Origin of the sequence: Pseudomonas sp. CP4 (assembly GCF_047758505.1) — a bacterium.
Classification (GTDB): Bacteria; Pseudomonadota; Gammaproteobacteria; order Pseudomonadales; family Pseudomonadaceae; genus Aquipseudomonas; species Aquipseudomonas fluorescens_AO.
The window spans coordinates 2464367-2488590 of sequence record NZ_CP180489.1; the positions used below are offsets into that span (position 1 = coordinate 2464367).

At 58.5% G+C, this 24224-nt stretch carries 12 protein-coding genes, 2 tRNA genes and 3 rRNA genes; 3 read left to right on the forward strand and 14 right to left on the reverse strand.

Annotated elements, in window-relative coordinates:
• Positions 1 to 26: 26 nt before the first annotated feature.
• The gene (locus ACMYUN_RS11065) at positions 27 to 974 is read left to right on the forward strand and encodes a LysR family transcriptional regulator (protein ID WP_415763704.1); all 948 of its coding nucleotides are present in this window, start codon (positions 27 to 29) and stop codon (positions 972 to 974) included.
• On the opposite strand, the gene ACMYUN_RS11070 is transcribed toward ACMYUN_RS11065, so the two are convergent.
• The 14 genes from ACMYUN_RS11070 to ACMYUN_RS11135 all read right to left on the reverse strand — a co-directional run bounded on the left by ACMYUN_RS11070 (position 971) and on the right by ACMYUN_RS11135 (position 21590).
• Positions 971 to 1471: an OmpA family protein gene (locus ACMYUN_RS11070; RefSeq protein WP_415763705.1), complete on the reverse strand. Its 501-nt coding sequence runs from the start codon at positions 1469 to 1471 to the stop codon at positions 971 to 973. The genes ACMYUN_RS11065 and ACMYUN_RS11070 overlap by 4 nt on opposite strands.
• Positions 1471 to 2739 carry a diguanylate cyclase domain-containing protein gene (locus ACMYUN_RS11075; RefSeq protein WP_415763706.1) on the reverse strand — a complete coding sequence of 423 codons (1269 nt, stop codon included), beginning with the start codon at positions 2737 to 2739 and terminating at the stop codon, positions 1471 to 1473. The genes ACMYUN_RS11070 and ACMYUN_RS11075 overlap by 1 nt, the downstream gene beginning before the upstream one ends.
• Positions 2736 to 3305 (reverse strand): YfiR family protein, encoded by a 570-nt coding sequence (locus ACMYUN_RS11080; protein ID WP_130000073.1) that lies wholly within the window; start codon positions 3303 to 3305, stop codon positions 2736 to 2738. Before ACMYUN_RS11080 ends, ACMYUN_RS11075 begins: the two co-directional genes overlap by 4 nt.
• A 119-nt stretch (positions 3306 to 3424) precedes the next feature.
• Positions 3425 to 5533: an exodeoxyribonuclease V subunit alpha gene (recD, locus tag ACMYUN_RS11085; protein WP_415763707.1), complete on the reverse strand. Its 2109-nt coding sequence runs from the start codon at positions 5531 to 5533 to the stop codon at positions 3425 to 3427.
• Positions 5530 to 9216, reverse strand: coding sequence for an exodeoxyribonuclease V subunit beta (gene recB, locus ACMYUN_RS11090; protein ID WP_415763708.1), 3687 nt, complete (start codon positions 9214 to 9216; stop codon positions 5530 to 5532). The genes recD and recB overlap by 4 nt, the downstream gene beginning before the upstream one ends.
• Positions 9213 to 12665 carry an exodeoxyribonuclease V subunit gamma gene (gene recC / locus ACMYUN_RS11095; protein WP_415763709.1) on the reverse strand — a complete coding sequence of 1151 codons (3453 nt, stop codon included), beginning with the start codon at positions 12663 to 12665 and terminating at the stop codon, positions 9213 to 9215. Before recC ends, recB begins: the two co-directional genes overlap by 4 nt.
• A 153-nt stretch (positions 12666 to 12818) precedes the next feature.
• Positions 12819 to 12934 (reverse strand): 5S ribosomal RNA (gene rrf / locus ACMYUN_RS11100).
• Positions 12935 to 13088: 154 nt separating this feature from the next.
• Positions 13089 to 15982: ribosomal RNA gene (locus ACMYUN_RS11105) — 23S ribosomal RNA — on the reverse strand.
• Between the two features lie 238 nt (positions 15983 to 16220).
• Positions 16221 to 16296: transfer RNA gene (locus tag ACMYUN_RS11110), tRNA-Ala, on the reverse strand.
• A 10-nt stretch (positions 16297 to 16306) separates the two neighbouring features.
• A tRNA-Ile gene (locus ACMYUN_RS11115) sits at positions 16307 to 16383 on the reverse strand.
• Between the two features lie 123 nt (positions 16384 to 16506).
• Positions 16507 to 18043 (reverse strand): 16S ribosomal RNA (locus tag ACMYUN_RS11120).
• The 16S, 23S and 5S rRNA genes sit together here with 2 tRNA genes alongside, the layout of an rRNA operon.
• Positions 18044 to 18336: 293 nt before the next feature.
• Entirely contained in the window at positions 18337 to 18516 is a 180-nt protein-coding gene (locus ACMYUN_RS11125) for a hypothetical protein (RefSeq protein WP_217878588.1), read from the reverse strand.
• A 156-nt stretch (positions 18517 to 18672) separates the two neighbouring features.
• A complete protein-coding gene (locus ACMYUN_RS11130; RefSeq protein WP_103306253.1) occupies positions 18673 to 20166 on the reverse strand; it encodes a CoA-acylating methylmalonate-semialdehyde dehydrogenase in 1494 nt (497 codons plus the stop codon).
• A 74-nt stretch (positions 20167 to 20240) separates the two neighbouring features.
• The gene (locus ACMYUN_RS11135) at positions 20241 to 21590 is read right to left on the reverse strand and encodes an aspartate aminotransferase family protein (protein WP_415763710.1); all 1350 of its coding nucleotides are present in this window, start codon (positions 21588 to 21590) and stop codon (positions 20241 to 20243) included.
• Between the two features lie 137 nt (positions 21591 to 21727).
• Between ACMYUN_RS11135 and ACMYUN_RS11140 the strand changes: the two genes are divergently transcribed.
• Positions 21728 to 22648, forward strand: coding sequence for a LysR family transcriptional regulator (locus tag ACMYUN_RS11140; RefSeq protein WP_016771807.1), 921 nt, complete (start codon positions 21728 to 21730; stop codon positions 22646 to 22648).
• A 115-nt stretch (positions 22649 to 22763) separates the two neighbouring features.
• The gene (locus tag ACMYUN_RS11145) at positions 22764 to 24152 is read left to right on the forward strand and encodes a uracil-xanthine permease family protein (RefSeq protein WP_415763711.1); all 1389 of its coding nucleotides are present in this window, start codon (positions 22764 to 22766) and stop codon (positions 24150 to 24152) included.
• The last annotated feature ends 72 nt before the right edge of the window (positions 24153 to 24224 follow it).

Here is a 24224-nt window from a genome sequence, read left to right on the forward strand (position 1 = left end):
AGAACGCACATATAAGCCCGTCCATCATGCAAAAAAACATCACCTCGCTAGGCTCGCTGAACTGGGACGACCTGAAGTTTTTCCTCGAAGTCGCCCGCACCCGCAAGGCCAGCACCGCCGCCAAACGCCTGGCCGTCGACTACACCACGGTGTCGCGGCGGATCAGTTCGCTGGAAGCGGCGCTCGGCACATTGCTGTTCGAAAAATCCCGCACCAGCGGCTTCGTCTTGACCACCGAAGGCCAGCGCTTGCTCGGTTATGCCGAGTCGATCGAAAGCACGCTGCACATGGCCTGCGAGCAAGTCTCAGGCTCTGGCGTTGCCCTGTCCGGGCACGTGCGCATGGGCTGCACCGAAGGCTTCGGCAGTTTCTTCATCACCCCGCAACTGAGCCATTTCGTCGACGCCTACCCGGCAATCTCGGTGGACATCCTGCCGCTGCCGCACTTCATCAGCCTGTCCAAGCGCGAGGCCGACATCGTCATTGCCCTCGAGCGGCCGGAGCACGGGCCGTACGTCTGCTGCAAACTCTGCGACTACCGCTTGCAGCTGTACGCAACCCAGGACTATCTGGACAAACACCCACCGATCCACCGCCCGGCCGACTTGAGCAAGCATCAATTCATCAGTTATGTGGATGACCTGGCGTTCAGCTCGGAGCTGCTCTACCTGGCCAACGTGCTGCCCGGCGCCAGCGCAAACTTGCGCAGCACCAGCGTGATCGCACAATACGTCGCCGCACAGCAGGGGCGCTCGCTGGCGATCCTGCCGTGCTTCCTCGCCGCACAGGACCCGCGATTGCTGCCGGTGCTGCCGGAGGAAATCGACATCACCCGTCAGTTCTGGATGTACTGCCGGGAGGATTTGCGCAAGTTGAAGCGGATTACGTTGTTGTGGGATTACATTCGCGAAGTGACGGAGCGCAATCAGGCGTTGTTGATGGGGGAAACGCGGGAGATGCGCTTTGCCGATTAATCGGCGCTGACCACAATCGACACCCGGCGGTTTTCCGTGCGCCCCGCTGCGGTGTCGTTGGAGGCCACGGGTTCGCTGCTGCCGAGGCCTTGCAGCTGGATGTTCTCCTGCTTCATGCCGACCGTGCCGAGGACGTTGGCGACGCTCTTGGCCCGACGCAGGGACAGTTGCTGATTGTAAGTTTCCTTACCCGACGCATCGGTATGGCCATCCACGCGCACCCGCTCGATACCCACGCCGAGCAGCGCCTTGCCGATGCGTTCGACGATTTCCGTACTGGGTGCGTTCAGGCTTTCGACGTCACTGCCAAACAGCACTTTGCCCGACAGGCCGAATTCCCAGCCGTCGTCGGTCAACTCGAAACCCTGCTGTTTGAGCACGGCGACCTGCGCCGGTGTCAGGCCTTTCTGAGGGGCGCTCTGGCAACCGCTCAGGGTCAGCGCGGCGATCACCAGCAATGCGGAAAACAGTCGAACGGGAAGTGTGAACACGGGCATCAGCTCCTGGTGTGAACGGTATCGACCGGGCGCTCCGACCCGGCCGTGAATTGCGCGCCGCGCGACAGGCGCTTGGCCTGATACATCGCGGCGTCGGCTGCGTTGAGTAAAGTCCCCGGCGTGGCGCCATGATCGGGGTAAACGGCGATGCCGATACTGAGCGACGTCACCACACTGGTATCGCCGGGCAGGGTGATCGGCACGTCCATGCTGGCGAGGATCTTGTCAGCGATGAGCTCTGCGTCTTCCACGGTGTGCAGCGGCGCGAGCAACACAGCGAACTCGTCGCCGCCCAGCCGCGCGACCAGATCATCCTCGCGCAATTGCGCTCGTACTCGATTGGCGATCGCCACCAGCACTGCGTCGCCCGAGGCGTGGCCGAAGTTATCGTTGATACCTTTGAAGCGGTCGCTGTCGAGAAACAGCACGGCGACCCGCTCATCGTGTTTTTTGCCGTTGCGCAAGGCGCGCATCAAGCGGCCTTCGAAAAACGCGCGGTTGGGCAAACCGGTGAGGCTGTCGTGGGTCGCTTGGTGGGCGAGGGTTTGGTTTTCGTTCTGCAGGTGGGTTTGCCACGACTCGAGTTCGCCGAGCAAGGCATTGAAGTCGTTGCCCAGATTATCCAGTTCGGCGATTTGCGCCGGCGGCACGCGCCGATCCAGCGCTCGCTCACTGCGGGCGGCGTGGGCGACGGCGGCGAGGCTGTGCAACGGGCCGATGATCGCGCGCAACTGCCGCCGCGCCAGATAGAGCGCGACCCAGGCGCTGATCGCGGTGCACAGCACAATCCCGGCCAGGCCGCTGAGCAGGAAGCGCATCAGGCTGCCGCCGTGACCGATGAGCAGGACCCGACCGATTTCGCGATCCTGATGTTCGATCGGCAGGCTGACCGGTTTCTCCAGAATGGCGCGGGTGATCTGCATTTCCAGCTCGGAGAACAAGCCGGTCTCGGCGCGCTGCCATTGCGCAATCAATTGGCCTTGCGCATCCAGCACTCGGGCATCCGCCACCTCTTCGGTGGCGGCGATGATCGCCAACGCCTCGGTTGCCGCCGCTTTGTCGTTGAACACCACGGCCGCTTCGACGGTGTAGCTGATCGAACGGGCGATCAAGTGCAGGTTGTGATCGGCATACACCCGCAGCGCCAGCACGCCCAGCAAGGTCAGCGAGACACTGGCCATCGCCACCGCTACCAGCGCGACGATCAAATGCCCACGGCCGATGACCGAGCCCAAGGTCGGGCGAGCCTTCCAGCTGAACAGCTTCATGGCGCCGCCGCTTTGCGACGGGACAACTGCAGCACGCTGGGATGAATGCGTACCCCGCTGCGAGCCACTGAATCGAGATTGACCTCGAACGACACCTGCTCATCGCCGACGCGCAGGCAGAACAGACTGCCGACAGTGCATTGATCGTCCGCTTCGCTGATGCTCAGCACTGGATGCCCGATCAATGATGCGAACAGGCGGCTGCGTTCATCGGCGGTGAGCTTGCCGATGTACACCGCATCGCATTCGCTGACGATGCCCGGGTTGTCCGCCAGCAGACGACGCACCGCCACCGGCCGACCAGTGGCTTGTGTGGTCCCTTTGACCAGGTCATCGGTGTATTCGGTGGGACCGATGATGCACAAGCGCAACTGCGCCGGTTCCACTGGCCAGCGTGCATAACTGAGGATGCCAAGAACCACTTGCGTGACCGCTTTGGCCCGTTGCTCGGCCGGCCCGGTTTGCGCTTGTGCGATGGCGCTGCCCGCCAACAACCAGAGCAAAACGATCAGCAGGGCGCGCTGGCAGGCAACCACACGCTCTGTCGTCCGGACGGCCACCTTCATGCAGGGATTCTCTAGGAGCGTAACGAAATGATGCCGCAACGATAGCACAGCGCCAGAACGCCAGCGAGGCGCCGGCCTCTGACCGGTTGGTCAGTAATCGTTGCCGGTCATTCAGCGCTTCATCCCTGAGGCTCGGTGCCCTCCTCCAGTTCCAGCAACAGCCCGCTCAGACGCTTGACCTTGCGCTGCACCGCTTCCTCAAACACGCCGGCACGCGGCTCGATCAAGGTGAACCAGTGCCGGGCGCGAGTGATGCCGGTGTAGATCAGTTCTTTGGTCAGCACGGGGTTCAACGCATCCGGCAGGATCAGCGCCGTATGGGCGAACTCCGAGCCCTGGGACTTGTGCACCGTCATGGCGTACACGGTTTCGACATCATTGAGTCGACTCGGCAACACGAAGCGCACGCCGCCCTGACCATCGTTACGCGGGAAGGCCACGCGCAGAACGGTTTTGCCGATCTCTGCGCCTTCACGCTCGGGCAGTTTCAGGGCGATGCCGATGTCGCCGTTCATCAGGCCCAGACCATAGTCGTTACGAGTCATCAGCACGGGCCGACCTTCATACCACTGCTGATCGCTCTCGATCAGACGCGCCTTGAGCAACGCAGCGGTGATGCGCTGGTTCAGACCTTCAACGCCCCACGGCCCTTTGCGCACCGCGCACAGCAACTGGAACGTATCGAACGCCTGCAAGACTTCCCGCGCCCAATCGGTCCAGGCCGCATGCTCAAGTGGCCGCGTAGACGGTGGGCGCTGATCGCGCAGTATGCTCAGGTAATGGCGATAGCCTTGCGGGCCGTTGCCGTGACCTTCGAGCAAGAGGCGTTCGAGCTTCTGATCATGTTCGCCTTTGAGCGGCAGCGAATACACGTCGGCGTAACCGCCTGCGGAGAGCAGTTGTCGCGCCTCGTCGGCCAATTGCTGATTGACCCGACGCGCGAGCTGACCGATGCCACTGCCCTCGCCGAAGCGGCGCGAGTGCCGCAGCATCACCACTTGCTGCGCCAGCGGATGGGTACCGTCGCGGTCTTCATGCAGGCCGCTGCCCTGCAACGACTCGCCACTGACTGACTCCAGCCATTGTCGGGTCTGCGGGCTGTACCAACCGCCCTCGGCATCACGACACAGATCGCCCAACACCGCACCGGCCTCGACCGAGGCCAACTGATCCTTGTCGCCCAACAGTACCAGCCGCGCATGGGCCGGCATGGCGTCGAGCAAGTTAGCCATCATTTCCAGGTCGATCATCGAGGCTTCGTCGACCACCAGAACATCCAGCGGTAATCGATTACCGGCATGGTGACGGAAATGCCGGGTACCCGGTCGACTGCCGAGCAAACGGTGCACGGTGGTCACATCGCAGGGGATCGCCGCGCGCACCGCTTCGGCGACTTGCAATGATTGCACTTGCTGACTGATCGACTCGGTCAAGCGCGCGGCGGCCTTGCCGGTCGGTGCCGCCAGACGAATGCGCAGCGGATGACCAGCCTCGACAGCCGGTGCCTGCAGCAACGCGAGCAAGCGCACCACCGTGGTGGTTTTACCGGTACCCGGGCCGCCGGTGATGATGCTGAAGGCGCTGCGCGTGGCGATGGCGCAAGCGAGTTTCTGCCAGTCGATGACAGCTGCAGATTTCGCGCCGCCGAACAATTCATTGAGGCGCTGCGGCAGATCATCTGGCGTCGGCTCCGATTGCATCAAGCGTTGGCGCAACGCTGCATCGATGCGGCGTTCGTAGGTCCAGTAACGTCGCAGGTACAGGCGTTTCGAGGACAGCACCAATGGACGTGTCTGCGCTGTTTCACTCGGGTCAGCAGCCAGGGCCACCAATGGACTGCTTGCCAGCACTTTGCACCAATGGGCTCCGTCGAGCGTTTCGAGCAGTTGCGAGGGCAGCAGCAACACCCCGCCCTGCACGTCGCCTTCAGGGGGCAAGGACAGCGCAAAATCCGGCGCCTTGAGGGTTTCGAACAGATCCAGACACACGTGACCATGGCCGAGCTGGTGGCTGGTCAGCGCAGCCGCCAGCAGCACCAGCGGATCGGTCTCGGGATCGAGCTCATGCAAGAACGCGACAAAGGCGCGGTCCAGCGCCCGCAGCCAGCCGCGCTCGACCCAACGGCTCAGCAACAACAGCAAATCATCGGCGCGGGTCAGCGGCGAGAGTTTCGACAGGCTGTCCGCTTCCAGTGGTGTCGGCAGCAGATCGGCGAATGTGCGGCTCATAGCAGGACTCCCTGTTCCCAGGCGGGTTCGGACTTGGGTTCGGGCTTGCCCTGAAACATCCGGTCGAGGCGTTCGATCAGTTCCCGTGGCGGACGCACGAAGTACACGCCACGACTTTCGGCACGCGTACCGCGCAGAAACAGATACAGCGCCCCGCCGATGTGGCGGTCGTAATCGTAATCCGTCAGCCGCGCCTTCAACTGGCGATGCAGTGCCAACAGATAAAGTACGTATTGCAGGTCGTAACGGTTGTCGAGAATCGACTGTTCCATGGCCTGCACGGTGTAAGCCTGATCATCGACGCCGAGCCAATTGGATTTGTAATCGGCGACGTAATAGCGGCCGTCGTGCTCGAAGGTCAGGTCGATAAAGCCCTTGAACATGCCGTTGAGTTGCACCGGTTCTGCCGCAACTCGGGCGACGCCGTTGTGGGTATGCTGACGCACCTGTTCGTCGAGCTTGAGCACATCGACCTTGTGGCTGGCGAACCAGAACTCCATCTCGACGCGGTATTGCTTCAGCTGCTCAAGAACCACCGGCGGTTGCCCGCCAGCGATCGGCAACGGCGACTTGAGCAAATGCTGCAGCCAGTCAGTCAGGGTGGTGATCCAGCCTTGCCAGCCGCGCAGGTTGCAGCGCCGAGCAAGCGCATCCTCCAGCGCTTCGCGGGTCACCGCAAAACCTTCAGCACCTGCCCATTCCAGCAAGCCGTGCAAAAACGTGCCGGGATTCGGTCCGCGAGGAAAACGGTGGATATCGGCGCCACCGCTGATGATTTCGCGGGGCGCGTCGGGGTCGAGGCGCTCGTCGTCGAAGAGCTTTTGCGCCTGCGGACTGTCCGGTGCTTCATCGCTGCCGATGCTCATTATGTCGCTGATGCGCAGGGCGCTGTACGATGCGATCCACCAGTTTTCACTGGCTTTGCGTTTAGGCCGTAGCGTCGCTCGTAGCACTGCTTCATTGCGCGGCGGCTGGTAATGCTCATCAGTGGGCTGAGGCATTTCGCCGATGCCAATCGCCGCGCAGTCTTGCTGCAGATCCTGCAGCCAGCGATTCAATTCGCTGGACTCGCCCAAAGCGGCGCCGCCACCCAGCAGGTAACCCAGCGCAGAAAGGTGCAGCACAGAGCTGTTGTTATTGCCGCGTTTGAGATCAGTGACGCCCAACCAACAGGCATGTTGCGCACGGGTCAACGCGACATACAGAAGACGCAGATCTTCGGCCAGACGCTCATCGTCAGCCAGCGCGATCAACTCGGCGGTCGGCTTGAGGCTGATCTGCGCCTTGCCCGCAGCGTCGTGGTAATGCAGCGGCAAACGGCTGCCATCCACCGGTTTCGCCGAGCAAATGAATGGCAGGAACACCAGCGGATATTCCAGGCCCTTGGATTTGTGGATGGTCACAACCTTGACCAGTTGTTCGTCGCTTTCCAGACGCAGGATCTGCTCTTCACCGGCCTGACCGGACAGTGCCAGCAACTCGGCCAGATGGCGGATCAACGCTTGTTCACCGTCCAGTTCAGCAGCGGCTTGCTGCATCAGTTCCGAGAGGTGCAAAAGGTTGGTCAGCACGCGCTCGCCGTCACTGCGCTGCATCAGGGTCTGCGGCAAATGGAAATCGTGAAGCAGGCGCCGCAACATCGGCAGCACGCCCTGTTTGCGCCAGAGTTCGCGATAGCCGCGGAACTGCATGACCCGGGCTTCCCAGACCATTTCGTCCTGGTTCAGGCGCTCCAGCTCGATCAGCGGCAGATTCAGAGTAGTGCAGGCCAGGGCAGCCTTCAGCGAACGCTCGACATCAGGCTCGGCACAAGCCTTCAGCCACGCCAGCAGGTCGTGCGCCTCTTGCGCGGCGAACACCGAATCCTTGTCCGACAGATAAACACTGCGCACACCTCTGGCGGCGAGTTCGGCGCGTACGGCTTGGGCTTCCTTACCGTCGCGGACGAGGATCGCGGTGTCCGAAGGACGCAAACCTTTGAAGTCATCTCCCTGAACAAAACCAGCGCTGCCGGTTTGCCCACCATTGAGCAGTGTGGTGATTTGACTGGCGCAGGCGGCGGCCATTTGCTGGCGATACACTGCGCCGGACAGCGGCTGATCGCTAGGCAATAGCCAGACATTCAGTGCCGCGACGTCTTGCCCGGCAATCCGCAGCGTTTCCTTGCGTCCCTGAGATTCAACAGGCAGAAACGGTACCGGGTTTTCGCCGGTTTTCTCGCGAAACAAAAACGCGCCGCGTCCCTGTTCTCGGGACTCGGCGCGTTCGAATACATGATTGACCGCTGTGACCATGCCGTGGCTGGAGCGGAAGTTGGTGCCGAGCGTATGCAAGCGGCCGGTAGTGGCCTGACGTGCGCGCAGGTAGGTGTAGATGTCTGCACCGCGAAAGGCGTAGATCGCCTGCTTGGGGTCGCCGATCAGGAACAGGCCGGTGTCAGGGTGATTGTCTTCGATGCGGTAAATGCTCTCGAAGATGCGGTATTGCACCGGATCGGTATCCTGGAATTCGTCGATCAGTGCCACCGGAAACTGCTCGCGGATCAACGTCGCCAGACGCTCGCCGCCCTCCGATTGCAGCGCTGCATCCAGACGCAGCAGCATGTCGTCGAATCCCATTTCCGCGCGGCGACGCTTCTCTTCTTCGAAGCGTGCACCGACCCACTTGGCAGCGTGTTGCAGAACAGCGGCATCGGGGGTCGGCAAGGCATCAAGACTCGACTTGAGTCCGGACATGGCGTCCAGCCCGGGATGACTCGGGGCCTGGCCTTTCCAGGCTTCGGCCATGCCATCGGGTGTCAGACGGGTGAAGCCGGTGCCAATGTCCAGTTGCTCAAGCGCCTCGTCTTCGGCCCAGGTCTTGAGTTTCTCGAACCAGGGTTCGAAATAACGCGCCTGCATCTTGCGGCCATCGACGGTTTTGCTGGCCACGCCCTCATGGCAGAGAGCAAGCAGCTCGTCTGCCCAGTCACGCCAAGGCATCTTCAGTTCGACCAATGCCGCCCGCCGCTCCAGCAAACATTCGGTGATCAGCTCCGCAGGCACCTTGCCTTCATCGGTGTCACGCTCGCTGGCGAACAAGCCCCGGACCCGAGGCAACAACGCTGCGGGGCCACCCCAATTGCTGCGCACCCAGTTCAGCGCATCGCCCTGCATCGGGTAGCAGAACAGCCGCCAGTAATCGCGCAGCACCTCGCCGAGCAAATCGCTGTGATCGGTTTCCAGCGATTGCGTGAACAGGCTGCCGCTATCGAACGCATGCTCGCGCAGCATGCGCTGACACCAGCTGTGAATGGTCGAAACCGCGGCTTCGTCCATCCACTGCGCGGCGATATCGAGACGGTTGGCGCATCCGGACCATTGCTGCGGATCGAACTGATCGCGCAGCTCGGCGATCAGTCCGTCAGGAGCGGGAATCTCGTCGCGGAAGAAACGCGCCGCCTCGGCCAAGCGGGTTCGAATCCGTTCACGCAGCTCTTTGGTGGCAGCATCGGTGAACGTCACAACGAGGATTTGCGGCGGCAGCAATTCGCGCGCAAAACCCCTGGTCTCGCCGCCATGGCCGAGAATCAGCCGCAGATAAAGAGCCGAAATCGTGAAAGTCTTGCCGGTGCCCGCGCTCGCTTCGATCAGCTGGCTGCCGCGCAACGGAAAAGCCAGAGCCAACGGTGTCTTGGTACTCATGCGCGCGCACCTTCGCTGGACAAGGAACGCCATGACGCTTCGAATAACGGGCGATACAAGGTATCGCACCAGCCAGTGAAGGTTTCGTCTGCCAACAGTGCATCGAAATCGGGATATTGCCGGAGCAGTGCCGGGCTTTCACGCCGTTCGCCCTCGCTGGTCTGGCCGTCACCTTCATAGGCTTTTCGCGCAGCGGCTTCGGCTTTGACCGGGTCAGTTTGCGACAACCAGGCGAATGCGGTTTTTATCGCAATCGGCAAGGGTTGGCGCATTCCGGATTGCCAGGCGAGAAGCAGGTCACCGAGCAAACGCAGCGCGCGGTCTCGCTCCATTGGCTCCAGCAACAGTGTGTCGTCACTGGCGACCAATGCCGTCGTCAACGCGTGCTCGCTGGCGCAGGCGACCAGATGGGTGACCCACGGTTTGGTCAGCCGGTGCCACTTGCGCGTTTTGATCGAGCCGATGCTGTTGGGAATGGTGGTGACTGACAGCAGTCCGCCATCGGCGCGTTGATGCAGGCTTGCGAGCCAGCCCTCCAGCCGCATACCTTGCAAGTCGAGACTGACCGGGATCGCACTGGTCAACGGCGTCGGCCATAACGTCAGCAACTGTTGATAACGCTGCAGAAGATCCGGCAGCGGTTCGATCAGTTCACGCTGTAGGCATTCGCCAAAACCGGCCATAGGCAGCAGGCCACTGTTTTGCAGGCGCAGCGCCCGGGCTTGCAGCGCCTGATTGATATTGTCCGGCTGGCTCAGTGCGGCTTCCAGCAAGCTGTCACTTAGCGTGTAGCGCTGCAATGCGTCCAGCACGAAAGGTTCTTCATCGGCCAACGGCGCTTGAGCGGCTTCGAAGTAGACCTTGAGACGCTGGGTGAAAAAATGCCGAACCGGGTTACGCAGAAAGTCCTGGAGCAATGCCAGCGTCAGCGGTTCCTCTTGAACATATGGCGCGAGTAAGGGTGCTTCACTTTGCTGCGTTTTCTCTTGATGCAACACCTGCCACTCGCTGGCGTAGCTAAACAGTTGCTCGCCTTCGTGGAAATAGCGGGCACTGAAAGGTTGCAGGGGGTGTTCTTCGGTCAGCGCGTCCAACAGATCCTGGCTTGGATCGATTGAACGCCAGCCGCTGGCGAGGTGATCGCGCAACTGGCCGATGAGCACCGAGGCAGGTCGATCGCTATTGTCACGGATGCTGCGACCGACCCAACTGATATAGAGCTGAGAGCGTGCGGACAACAGCGCTTCGAGTAGCAGGTAGCGGTCATCTTCACGCCGTGAGCGGTCGCCAGGTCGGTAATCGCTGCCCATCAGGTCGAAATCCAGAGGCGGTTGGGCACGCGGATAGTCGCCGTCGTTCATGCCCAGCAGACAAACCAGTTTGAAAGGAATGGCACGCATCGGCATCAAGGTGCAGAAATTCACCGCACCGGCGAGGAATCGTTGCGATAAACGCCCTTGATCCAGCCCGGCGAGCCAGGCTTCGCGTACGACAGTCAGCGGCAATTCATCAATCAGACCTACCGTCTCACAGGTCTCCAGCCATGTTTCGCGAAGCTCTTCCAGTTGAGTCAGCAGGTAATCGTCGTGCTCATTGCTGGCCTGGAAAAACACCTGCATCAGTGCCTGCAAGCGCAGCCCCCACTCTTTCGGCTGAGCCGGTTGTGTGAGTTGCTGGTGAGCGATTTCCAAGGCATCCAGCAGAGCAACCAGTGGCCCGATCAGAGCGGCATCAAGCCCACCAATTTCATCATAAGGTTCGATACCTGCACACGCCTCGGCGCTGCCGACGGCGTAACCCAGCAGCATTCTGCGTAGACCGAAATGCCAGCTGTTCTGCTCCAGCTCCTCCGGCAGACCGAGACCGGCCCGTTGCTCGGCACTCATGCCCCAACGCACGCCGGCGCCTTCGATCCAGCGATGCAAAGTTGGCAGGTCGCGCTCCTCTACGCCAAAGCGAGCACGCAGGGCCGGCACATCGAGCAGGTCGAGAATCTCGCTGACCGGGAAACGGCTGTCCGGGAGTTTGAGCAGGTGCTCGACTGCGATTAGTAACGGATCGCGGCCACGCTGGCCCTGATCCGCCAAAGTGAACGGAATGAAGCGCGGGTCAAATCGATCGAGCTGACCGAAAACCGCGCGGATATGCGGCGCATAGCTGTCGATATCCGGGACCATGACGATTACGTCCCGCGGGCGCAAGTCCGGGTCGGCGCTGAAACGCGCCAAGAGTTGATCGTGCAGAATCTCGACTTCACGCTGAGCACTGTGGGCGATGTGAAAACGTATTGAATGATCTTGCGCCAGGTCGACATCAGGCCAGAGTTCGCGTGTCTCGTTGAGTGGACGCAATTCGAGGATGTCGTCCTGAAGCTGGTTAAGCATGTTGTGCGGCTGGGCTTCGCTGAACAGGTCGATGCGGCCGTCACGAAAGGCTGCGCGGTAGCTGTTGGGATCGTCGTAGCTGTCGAGCAGGTTGATATAGTCGCGACCTTGCTTGCCCCACGCTGCCAATAACGGGTGCGCGTGCTGATGCAGCGTCTCGGCATCAAGCACGACAGGCATTCCATTTTTGCGCTGCTGCCGCTTGTATTGATGCCGCAGCAGATCCTTGTCGGCGACGATGTCCGCCCAGTGATGACGGCAAGGATTGTGTACGCAAAGCAGTACCTGGCTGAAACGCGCCAGACCTGCGAGCGCTTCAAGTACCTGCGCGGGCAATGAAGAAATACCAAAAACGATCACACGCGGTGGCAGCGCAGCCGGTGCCTTGTCGAGTATGTTGATGCGCTCCATGAAGCGTTGATGGACGCCTGCACGACTCTGCGCCATGCCTTGTTCGCCGACGTCATCCAGCAGCGCCCGCCACAACTCCGCCTGCCAGCAACTGGTCGGTGGCAGAGGCTTGATTTCACCTCGCACATTGCGCAATGGGTGGCGGCCTTCCGCCCAATCCTCCAGCCAATCAGCCCTGTACACCTGATATTGGTCAAACAGGTCGGCCAGACGCTCTGACAATTGGTAGCGCTTGCGCAGATCGCTGTCGTGGGTGAGGAAGCGTTGCAGCGGCTCGAAATGTGGGCGATCGATTACCTGTGGCAAGAGGCGCATCAGGCGCCAGGTCAACGGAGCTTTATCGAGCAGGGATTTCGCTGGAATTTCATCTCTTCCCAGCACCATGCGATACAGCTGCCACATGAAACTGCCGGGCAGTTGAACGTCGATCGCCGCAGCGATTCCGCAACCGCCAAGGTCGTCGTCTTCGGGATCCTCGGCCAATGCCAGTTTGAGCCACTGGGCGATGCCGTTGCTTTGCACCAAAGCGATTTCGTTCTCCAAGGGTGCCAATGGGTAACGCCGCATGATGCTGACCACAAGGCTGCGCAGCTCGTCGAGACTGTTGCTCTGAACCACCATGAATGCAGCGTTGAGGGACTGGGCGTCCGACATATGGATTCCTTGAAAGATCGCTTAAGCCGAGGCAGAACCTTAGCATTGTCGGCCGGATGTGACAGCCGGACGAGGTCTGCAAAGGCTGTAAGAACTTTCTCGCAGGCAAAACAAAACCCCAACTGCTTTCGCAATTGGGGTTTCGGAATTTAATCTTGACGATGACCTACTCTCACATGGGGAAACCCCACACTACCATCGGCGATGCATCGTTTCACTGCTGAGTTCGGGATGGGATCAGGTGGTTCCAACGCTCTATGGTCGTCAAGAAATTCGGGTACTGAATCGTGACCAGATGGCCTCGTTTCAGCAAATTGGGTATGTGACAGCTAGGTGTTTGTGCGCTTCGAACTTTCGGTTCGTTTCGTCTTCACACACCGCAATCTGGCGCCTTCTCAGGTCAGCAAATTGCTTGGGTGTTATATGGTCAAGCCTCACGGGCAATTAGTATTGGTTAGCTCAACGCCTCACAGCGCTTACACACCCAACCTATCAACGTCGTAGTCTTCGACGGCCCTTCAGGGAACTCAAGGTTCCAGTGAGATCTCATCTTGAGGCAAGTTTCCCGCTTAGATGCTTTCAGCGGTTATCTTTCCCGAACATAGCTACCCGGCAATGCCACTGGCGTGACAACCGGAACACCAGAGGTTCGTCCACTCCGGTCCTCTCGTACTAGGAGCAGCCCCTCTCAAATCTCAAACGTCCACGGCAGATAGGGACCGAACTGTCTCACGACGTTCTAAACCCAGCTCGCGTACCACTTTAAATGGCGAACAGCCATACCCTTGGGACCGGCTTCAGCCCCAGGATGTGATGAGCCGACATCGAGGTGCCAAACACCGCCGTCGATATGAACTCTTGGGCGGTATCAGCCTGTTATCCCCGGAGTACCTTTTATCCGTTGAGCGATGGCCCTTCCATACAGAACCACCGGATCACTAAGACCTACTTTCGTACCTGCTCGACGTGTCTGTCTCGCAGTCAAGCGCGCTTTTGCCTTTATACTCTACGACCGATTTCCGACCGGTCTGAGCGCACCTTCGTACTCCTCCGTTACTCTTTAGGAGGAGACCGCCCCAGTCAAACTACCCACCATACACTGTCCTCGATCCGGATAACGGACCTGAGTTAGAACCTCAAAGTTGCCAGGGTGGTATTTCAAGGATGGCTCCACGCGAACTGGCGTCCACGCTTCAAAGCCTCCCACCTATCCTACACAAGCAAATTCAAAGTCCAGTGCAAAGCTATAGTAAAGGTTCACGGGGTCTTTCCGTCTAGCCGCGGATACACTGCATCTTCACAGCGATTTCAATTTCACTGAGTCTCGGGTGGAGACAGCGCCGCCATCGTTACGCCATTCGTGCAGGTCGGAACTTACCCGACAAGGAATTTCGCTACCTTAGGACCGTTATAGTTACGGCCGCCGTTTACCGGGGCTTCGATCAAGAGCTTCGCGTTAGCTAACCCCATCAATTAACCTTCCGGCACCGGGCAGGCGTCACACCCTATACGTCCACTTTCGTGTTTGCAGAGTGCTGTGTTTTTAATAAACAGTCGCAGCGGCCTGGTATCTTCGACCGGCATGAGCTTACGGAGCAAGTCCTTCACCCTCACCGGCGCACCTTCTCCCGAAGTTACGGTGCCATTTTGCCTAGTTCCTTCACCCGAGTTCTCTCAAGCGCCTTGGTATTCTCTACCCAACCACCTGTGTCGGTTTGGGGTACGGTTCCTGGTTACCTGAAGCTTAGAAGCTTTTCTTGGAAGCATGGCATCAACCACTTCGTCACCCAAAGGGTAACTCGTCATCAGCTCTCGGCCTTAAGATCCCGGATTTACCTAAGATCTCAGCCTACCACCTTAAACTTGGACAACCAACGCCAAGCTGGCCTAGCCTTCTCCGTCCCTCCATCGCAATAACCAGAAGTACAGGAATATTAACCTGTTTTCCATCGACTACGCTTTTCAGCCTCGCCTTAGGGACCGACTAACCCTGCGTCGATTAACGTTGCGCAGGAAACCTTGGTCTTTCGGCGTGGGTGTTTTTCACACCCATTGTCGTTACTCATGTCAGCATTCGCACTTCTGATACCTCCAGCAAGCTTCTCAACTCACCTTCACAGGCTTACAGAACGCTCCTCTACCGCATCATCCGAAGATGATACCCGTAGCTTCGGTGTATGGTTTGAGCCCCGTTACATCTTCCGCGCAGGCCGACTCGACTAGTGAGCTATTACGCTTTCTTTAAAGGGTGGCTGCTTCTAAGCCAACCTCCTAGCTGTCTAAGCCTTCCCACATCGTTTCCCACTTAACCATAACTTTGGGACCTTAGCTGACGGTCTGGGTTGTTTCCCTTTTCACGACGGACGTTAGCACCCGCCGTGTGTCTCCCATGCTCGGCACTTGTAGGTATTCGGAGTTTGCATCGGTTTGGTAAGTCGGGATGACCCCCTAGCCGAAACAGTGCTCTACCCCCTACAGTGATACATGAGGCGCTACCTAAATAGCTTTCGAGGAGAACCAGCTATCTCCGAGCTTGATTAGCCTTTCACTCCGATCCACAGGTCATCCGCTAACTTTTCAACGGTAGTCGGTTCGGTCCTCCAGTCAGTGTTACCTAACCTTCAACCTGCCCATGGATAGATCGCCCGGTTTCGGGTCTATTCCCAGCGACTAGACGCCCTATTAAGACTCGCTTTCGCTACGCCTCCCCTATTCGGTTAAGCTCGCCACTGAAAATAAGTCGCTGACCCATTATACAAAAGGTACGCAGTCACAGAACAAAGTCTGCTCCCACTGCTTGTACGCATACGGTTTCAGGATCTATTTCACTCCCCTCTCCGGGGTTCTTTTCGCCTTTCCCTCACGGTACTAGTTCACTATCGGTCAGTCAGTAGTATTTAGCCTTGGAGGATGGTCCCCCCATATTCAGACAAAGTTTCTCGTGCTCCGTCCTACTCGATTTCATGACTAAGAGATTTTCGCGTACAGGGCTATCACCCACTATGGCCGCACTTTCCAGAGCGTTCCGCTAATCTCAAAGCCACTTAAGGGCTAGTCCCCGTTCGCTCGCCACTACTAAGGGAATCTCGGTTGATTTCTTTTCCTCAGGGTACTTAGATGTTTCAGTTCCCCTGGTTCGCCTCTTGCACCTATGTATTCAGTACAAGATAACCATCTTATGATGGCTGGGTTCCCCCATTCAGACATCTCCGGATCAAAGTCTGTTTGCCGACTCCCCGAAGCTTTTCGCAGGCTACCACGTCTTTCATCGCCTCTGACTGCCAAGGCATCCACCGTATGCGCTTCTTCACTTGACCATATAACCCCAAGCAATCTGGTTATACTGTGAAGACGACATTCGCCGAAAATTCGAATTTCTCAACTAAGAGAACTCACAAATTTTACCTTAGCCTGATCCGTTACCAGTGAAAGTAACGTTCAGTCTATCTTTCTATCACATACCCAAATTTTTAAAGAACGATCTAATCAAAAGACTAGAAATCAATATTCAACGCGAATATTCATTTCTAAACTCTCAAACTTCGAAGCAGTTTATGGTGGAGCCAAGCGGGATCGAACCGCTGACCTCCTGCGTGCAAGGCAGGCGCTCTCCCAGCTGAGCTATGGCCCCATAACAAAATTGGTGGGTCTGGGCAGATTCGAACTGCCGACCTCACCCTTATCAGGGGTGCGCTCTAACCAACTGAGCTACAGACCCAATTTCGAGCTTGTAACTGTTAGCTCAGAGCTATCAGCTTGGAGCTTAAAGCTGCTTCTATCGTCTTCTTCAATGAATCAAGCAATTCGTGTGGGAGCTCATGCAGCAGCTGATGTCGTCGATTAAGGAGGTGATCCAGCCGCAGGTTCCCCTACGGCTACCTTGTTACGACTTCACCCCAGTCATGAATCACACCGTGGTAACCGTCCTCCCGAAGGTTAGACTAGCTACTTCTGGTGCAACCCACTCCCATGGTGTGACGGGCGGTGTGTACAAGGCCCGGGAACGTATTCACCGCGACATTCTGATTCGCGATTACTAGCGATTCCGACTTCACGCAGTCGAGTTGCAGACTGCGATCCGGACTACGATCGGTTTTATGGGATTAGCTCCACCTCGCGGCTTGGCAACCCTTTGTACCGACCATTGTAGCACGTGTGTAGCCCAGGCCGTAAGGGCCATGATGACTTGACGTCATCCCCACCTTCCTCCGGTTTGTCACCGGCAGTCTCCTTAGAGTGCCCACCTTAACGTGCTGGTAACTAAGGACAAGGGTTGCGCTCGTTACGGGACTTAACCCAACATCTCACGACACGAGCTGACGACAGCCATGCAGCACCTGTCTCAATGTTCCCGAAGGCACCAATCCATCTCTGGAAAGTTCATTGGATGTCAAGGCCTGGTAAGGTTCTTCGCGTTGCTTCGAATTAAACCACATGCTCCACCGCTTGTGCGGGCCCCCGTCAATTCATTTGAGTTTTAACCTTGCGGCCGTACTCCCCAGGCGGTCAACTTAATGCGTTAGCTGCGCCACTAAGAGCTCAAGGCTCCCAACGGCTAGTTGACATCGTTTACGGCGTGGACTACCAGGGTATCTAATCCTGTTTGCTCCCCACGCTTTCGCACCTCAGTGTCAGTATCAGTCCAGGTGGTCGCCTTCGCCACTGGTGTTCCTTCCTATATCTACGCATTTCACCGCTACACAGGAAATTCCACCACCCTCTACCATACTCTAGCTTGCCAGTTTTGGATGCAGTTCCCAGGTTGAGCCCGGGGATTTCACATCCAACTTAACAAACCACCTACGCGCGCTTTACGCCCAGTAATTCCGATTAACGCTTGCACCCTCTGTATTACCGCGGCTGCTGGCACAGAGTTAGCCGGTGCTTATTCTGTCGGTAACGTCAAAATTGCAGAGTATTAATCTACAACCCTTCCTCCCAACTTAAAGTGCTTTACAATCCGAAGACCTTCTTCACACACGCGGCATGGCTGGATCAGGCTTTCGCCCATTGTCCAATATTCCCCACTGCTGCCTCCCGTAGGAGTCTGGACCGTGTCTCAGTTCCAGTGTGACTGATCATCCTCTCAGACCAGTTACGGATCGTCGCCTTGGTGAGCCATTACCTCACCAACTAGCTAATCCGACCTAGGCTCATCTGATAGCGCAAGGCCCGAAGGTCCCCTGCTTTCTCCCGTAGGACGTATGCGGTATTAGCGTTCCTTTCGAAACGTTGTCCCCCACTACCAGGCAGATTCCTAGGCATTACTCACCCGTCCGCCGCTGAATCCAGGAGCAAGCTCCTTTCATCCGCTCGACTTGCATGTGTTAGGCCTGCCGCCAGCGTTCAATCTGAGCCATGATCAAACTCTTCAGTTCAAACATCTTTGGGTTTTTAAGAAACCCTAAACTTGGCTCAGCAATCGTTGGTTACATCTTTGATTTCTCGCGGAGTAACTTGTGATGCTGATAATCTTGTTGACTATCAGTCTGACTGCACAAGCACCCACACGAATTGCTTGATTCAGTTGTTAAAGAGCGGTTGGTTAAGATCTTTCGTCTCAACCGAGGCGCGCATTCTACAGCAGCCTCATTTGCTGTCAAGTGATTATTTTCAGAAGTTTTCGAAGAATTCTTCAACAACTTCAACCACTTGCGCTTCCGATCTCTCGTTAGCGGGAGGCGAATTCTACAGCGTTAATCGCTGCTGTCAACACCTCTTTTTCTCCGCTTTCGACCGAGAAGATCGAACCGTTAAAAGAGCTACACATCACTGCTCTTTCAACTCCTTCCAGGCTTCGATGATCTGAAGCAAGCCGCTGTCGAAAACTGCGCAACTCTTTGAATTTCAAGGAGTTTTCCGTTTCGACTGCGCCGGAAGTGGGGCGAATTATAGACCTCTGGAATCTGCCGTCAACACCTATTTTCATATTTCTGTCATATCGGTCAAAAAGCCCCGAAAACGCGAAGGCCGACCTGAAAGGTCGGCCTCCTGCACATCCAGCTACTTATAAGCTAGGGAATGCGAACTGCGAAGCTTCATGGCTCGCACGTTGCGGCCAGCGCTGGGTGATTGCCTTGCGACGAGTATAGAAGCGCACGCCGTCCGGACCATACGCATGCAGGTCGCCAAACAGCGAACGCTTCCAGCCGCCGAAGCTGTGATAAGCCACCGGCACCGGCAGCGGAACGTTGACGCCGACCATACCGACTTCGATCTCGTCACAGAACAGCCGCGCCGCTTCGCCGTCACGGGTGAAGATGCAGGTGCCGTTGCCGTATTCGTGATCATTGATCAGTTGCATCGCCTCTTCCAGGCTGTTCACCCGCACCACGCACAGCACCGGCCCGAAGATCTCTTCTTTATAGATGCGCATCTCAGGGGTGACGTTGTCGAACAGACAGCCACCAAGGAAGAAGCCTTCTTCATGCCCGGCAACGCTCAAACCACGACCATCGACCACCAGGGTCGCGCCCGCCGCCACACCGTCGTCCACATAACCGCTGACCTTGTCACGCGCCTGACCGGTAACCAACGGCCCCATGTCCAGACCGCACGAGGTACCCGCGCCGATTTTCAGCGCTTTGATCTGTGGAACCAGTTTCGCCACCAGCGCGTCCGCGACCTGGTCGCCAACACACACGGCCACCGAGATGGCCATGCAGCGTTCGCCGCAGGAACCGTAGGCCGCGCCCATCAGTGCACTGACCGCATTGTCCAGATCGGCATCCGGCATCAACACCGCGTGGTTCTTCGCGCCGCCCAGTGCCTGAACGCGTTTGCCGCGCTTGGTGCCTTCGGCGTAGATGTATTCGGCAATCGGTGTCGAACCGACGAAGCTCAGCGCTTTGACTTCCGGCGCTTCGATCAACGCGTCCACCGCCGTCTTGTCACCATGAACCACACTCATCACGCCTTTCGGCAATCCTGCTTCCAGCAGCAACTGAGCGATCAGCAGCGTCGAGCTTGGATCGCGCTCGGATGGCTTGAGGATGAAGCAGTTGCCGCAGACGATCGCCAGCGGGTACATCCACAGCGGGACCATGGCCGGGAAGTTGAACGGAGTGATACCGGCAACAATCCCCAACGGCTGGAAGTCTGACCAGGCATCGATGTTCGGGCCGACGTTACGGCTGTATTCGCCCTTGAGGATTTCCGGGGCGGCGCAGGCGAACTCGACGTTCTCGATACCGCGCTTCAATTCACCGGCGGCGTCTTCCAGGGTCTTGCCGTGCTCTTCGCTGATCAGTTGCGAGATGCGCGCCTCGTTCTGCTCAAGCAGTTGCTTGAAACGGAACATCACTTGGGCGCGTTTTGCCGGCGGCGTGTTGCGCCAGGCCGGGAACGCGGCCTTGGCGGCATCGATGGCTTTCTGAATGGTGGCCTGGCTGGCCAATGGCAGTTTATGGATCGCCTGGCCGGTAGACGGGTTGAACACATCCACCGCGCGACCGTTCTCGGTCACCAGTTCGCCATTGATCAAATGCGGGATAACGCTCATCGAACACTCCTGAATTCTGGTCAGCAGGCGCCGCAAGAGGCGCCTGTTGTTTCGTACATATATAGAAGGAAAAATCAGTCGAGCTTGTTCAGCACTTCGCCGACCGCGTCGAACAGACGATCGAGGTCTTGCGGCTTGCTGTTGAAGGTTGGGCCAAACTGCAGGGTGTCGCCGCCGAAGCGCACGTAGAACCCGGCTTTCCACAGGGCCATGCCCGCTTCGAACGGACGCACGATGGCGTCGCCGTCACGCCCGGCAATCTGGATCGCGCCGGCCAGGCCGTAGTTACGGATGTCGATGACGTTCTTCGAGCCTTTCAGGCCGTGCAACGCGTTCTCGAAATGCGGCGCAATTTCGGCGACGCTCTGCACCAGGTTTTCCTTTTGCAGCAGATCGAGTGCCGCAAGACCGGCGGCGCAGGCCACCGGGTGCGCCGAATAGGTGTAGCCGTGGGGGAATTCCACGGCATATTCCGGCGTCGGCTGGTTCATGAAGGTCTGGTAGATCTCGGAGCTGGCAATCACCGCGCCCATCGGAATCGCGCCGTTGGTGACTTGCTTGGCGATGCACATCAGGTCCGGTGTTACGCCGAAGCTCTCGGCGCCGAACATCGAACCGGTGCGACCGAATCCGGTGATCACTTCGTCAAACACCAGCAGGATGTTGTGCTGATCGCAGATCTCGCGCAGACGCTTGAGGTAACCCTGCGGCGGAACCAATACCCCGGCAGAGCCGGCCATCGGCTCAACGAACACCGCAGCGATGTTGGAAGCGTCGTGCAGTTCGATCAACTTCAGCAGTTCATCGGCCAAAGCAATACCGCCCTGCTCCGGCATGCCACGGGAAAACGCGTTGCTCGCCAGCAGTGTGTGCGGCAGGTGATCGACATCCATCATCGCCTGACCAAACAGTTTGCGGTTGCCGTTGACGCCACCGAGGCTGGTGCCGGCGATGTTCACACCGTGGTAACCACGGGCGCGGCCGATCATCTTGGTCTTGGTCGCCTGGCCTTTTAGGCGCCAGTAGGCACGGACCATTTTCACCGCGGTATCGGCGCATTCGGAACCGGAGTCGGTGAAGAACACGTGGTTCAGGTTGCCCGGGGTCAGTTCGGTGATTTTCTCTGCCAGCTGGAACGACAATGGATGGCCGTACTGGAAGCCCGGCGAGTAATCGAGGGTGCCCAGTTGTTTCGAAACGGCTTCCTGAATTTCCTTGCGGGTGTGCCCGGCGCCGCAGGTCCACAGACCGGACAGCGAGTCGTAGATCTTGCGGCCCTTGTCGTCGAACAGCCAGCTGCCTTCAGCGCCGACGATCAGACGCGGGTCGCGCTGAAAGTTGCGGTTGGCGGTGTACGGCATCCAGTGCGCGTCCAGCTTCAGTTGGCTGGCCAGTGGCGACGGCGCGTTTTCAGGCATGTTCATCGGGCAAAACCTCGCAGGGCATAAGCGTCAGGGAGATGGAAAGCGTTGTTGCAGCTAAATTGCCACGGCGATAAAGTCGGTGAAATCCAACTCTTCTAACCTTCAGTTAGATCATTGCTAAACAAAGAGAACAAGAAATGAGCAGCCGCCGCGCCGATCCATTGGCCCAGGTCAGTGATTTTGATATTCGCCTGCTGCGGATTTTTCGCAGCGTCGTGGAGTGTGGCGGCTTCTCCGCAGCGGAAACCGTGCTCGGCATCGGGCGCTCGGCGATTAGCCAGCAGATGAGCGATCTGGAACAGCGCCTCGGCTTGCGCTTGTGTCAGCGTGGCCGGGCCGGGTTTTCGCTGACCGAGGAAGGTCGTGAGGTGTATCAGTCGGCACTACAGCTGTTGAGTGCATTGGAGAGTTTTCGCACCGAGGTCAACGGTCTGCACCAACACCTGCGCGGCGAGTTGATCATCGGCCTCACCGACAACCTCGTCACCCTGCCGCACATGCGCATCACCCACGCCCTCGCGCAGTTAAAAGAACGCGGGCCGGATGTGCAGATCCAGATTCGCATGATTGCACCAAACGAAGTTGAACAAGGTGTGCTCGACGGGCGCCTGCACGTTGGCGTGGTGCCGCAGGCCAGCGCTTTGTCGGGACTGGAATATCAGCCGTTGTACAGCGAGCGTTCGCTGCTGTATTGCGCGGTGGGTCATCCGCTGTTTTATGTCGACGACAAGCAACTCGATGATCAACGCCTCGACAGTCAGGACGCGATTGCGCCGACCTTCCGTTTGCCGGCAGAGATTCAGGCGCACTACCAGGCGCTCAACTGCACCGCCAGTGCCTCTGACCGTGAGGGCATGGCATTTCTGATTCTGACCGGACGCTACATCGGTTACCTGCCGGATCACTACGCCAATCTTTGGGTACAGCAGGGGCGCTTGCGTGCGCTCAAGGCCGGCACGCGTTTTTACGATTTGAGTCTGGCATCGGTCACGCGCAAGGGGCGGCGCCCTCATTTGGTGCTGGAAAGTTTCCTGGAGAGTCTGGCCGCGACGCGATAGATAAGCGCGCAGAGCCCAGCCCGGCTGGGCCTCATCGACAGAATCGAGGAATAACCTGAGCAAGTGGACAGGTTTTTGCAGAGAAGGGGTAACTCTCCTTCAAGAAGCCAAAGCGATGCAGCCAGATTCCGATTCATCCAGTGAACTGATCTACGGCCTCAACGACCGCCCCAAACCACTCGCCGCCATTCTCGCCGCGCTGCAACACGTGCTCGCGAGTTTCGTCGGCATCATCACCCCGCCACTGGTGATCGGTTCCGCGCTCGGGCTGACCGCGCATCTACCGTACCTGATCAGCATGGCGCTGATGGTCTCGGGCGTCGGCACCTTTATCCAGGCGCGGCGACCGTTCGGCATTGGCGCGGGGATGATCTGTCTGCAAGGCACCAGTTTCGCGTTTCTCGGTGCGGTGCTGTCGGCCGGGTTTCTGGTCAAGCAGCGCGGCGGCAGCCCGGAAGATATTCTGGCGATGATTTTCGGCGTGTGCTTTTTCGGCGCAATCGTGCAGATCGTGCTCAGCCGTTTCATCGGTCAGTTGCGCCGAGTGGTGACACCGCTGGTGACCGGCATCGTCATCACGCTGATCGGCATCAGCCTGATCAAGGTCGGCATCACAGATCTGGGTGGCGGCTTCAACGCGCCGGACTTCGGCGCGCCGGGTAATCTGGCCTTGGGCGTGTTCGTGCTGCTGACAATCATTCTGCTCAACCGCTCGAATACGCCGTGGGTGCGGCTGTCGGCGATCATCATCGGACTTGTGCTCGGCAGCCTCGCGGCGTGGTTCAGCGGGAAACTGGTGCCACAGCCGTTGCCTGACTTGCCGCTGGTGAGTTTTCCTACGCCGTTCAAGTTCGGATTCACCTTCGACTGGACCGCTTTCCTGCCGGTCGCGTTGATTTATCTGATCAGCACCATCGAAACCGTCGGCGACCTCACCGCCAATTGCATGCTTGCCCGCCAACCGATCAGCGGCCCTTCTTATATAAGCCGCTTGCGCGGTGGCGTGCTCGGTGACGGCGTGAGTTGCATGATCGCGGCGACTTTCAGCGCTTTCCCCAACACAACGTTCGCGCAGAACAACGGCGTGATCCAATTGACCGGCGTTGCCAGCCGCTACGTCGGCCTGTACATCGGCGCGATCCTGTTCTGCCTCGGCCTGTTCCCGATGATCGGCGCGGTGCTGCAACAGATCCCCAAACCAGTGCTCGGCGGTGCAACGCTGGTGATGTTCGGCGCGGTGGCGGCGGCGGGCGTGCGCATTCTCGCGCAGTCGCCGCTGGACCGACGCAGCATGTTGATCATCGCCACTTCGTTCGGCGTCGGCCTCGGCATCGCCGCGCAACCGAACCTGCTGCACCTGCTGCCGAAACTGGTGCAGAACCTGTTCGACTCGGCGATCACCAGCGGCGGGCTGACGGCAATCTTCCTGTGTCTGTTGTTGCCGGAAGGCAAAACCACAGCGGCAAAAAGTCCCGCGTCGTTGAACAAGATCGAACAGGCGTAACTGTTTTTCCGCGCAAGGACTTGTCGGATGCCTGTGGGTGCGCTATCAACGCAACTGGTTGCACCCACAGAC

Coding starts and splice junctions, on each gene's coding strand:
- recD (WP_415763707.1), bottom strand. CDS start 5,533: ATGAGCCGCACATTCGCCGATCTGCTGCCGACACCACTGGAAGCGGAC.
- ACMYUN_RS11070 (WP_415763705.1), bottom strand. CDS start 1,471: ATGCCCGTGTTCACACTTCCCGTTCGACTGTTTTCCGCATTGCTGGTG.
- ACMYUN_RS11145 (WP_415763711.1), top strand. CDS start 22,764: ATGCAGCCAGATTCCGATTCATCCAGTGAACTGATCTACGGCCTCAAC.
- ACMYUN_RS11065 (WP_415763704.1), top strand. CDS start 27: ATGCAAAAAAACATCACCTCGCTAGGCTCGCTGAACTGGGACGACCTG.
- ACMYUN_RS11140 (WP_016771807.1), top strand. CDS start 21,728: ATGAGCAGCCGCCGCGCCGATCCATTGGCCCAGGTCAGTGATTTTGAT.
- ACMYUN_RS11135 (WP_415763710.1), bottom strand. CDS start 21,590: ATGAACATGCCTGAAAACGCGCCGTCGCCACTGGCCAGCCAACTGAAG.
- recC (WP_415763709.1), bottom strand. CDS start 12,665: ATGTCGGACGCCCAGTCCCTCAACGCTGCATTCATGGTGGTTCAGAGC.
- ACMYUN_RS11080 (WP_130000073.1), bottom strand. CDS start 3,305: ATGAAGGTGGCCGTCCGGACGACAGAGCGTGTGGTTGCCTGCCAGCGC.
- recB (WP_415763708.1), bottom strand. CDS start 9,216: ATGAGTACCAAGACACCGTTGGCTCTGGCTTTTCCGTTGCGCGGCAGC.
- ACMYUN_RS11130 (WP_103306253.1), bottom strand. CDS start 20,166: ATGAGCGTTATCCCGCATTTGATCAATGGCGAACTGGTGACCGAGAAC.
- ACMYUN_RS11075 (WP_415763706.1), bottom strand. CDS start 2,739: ATGAAGCTGTTCAGCTGGAAGGCTCGCCCGACCTTGGGCTCGGTCATC.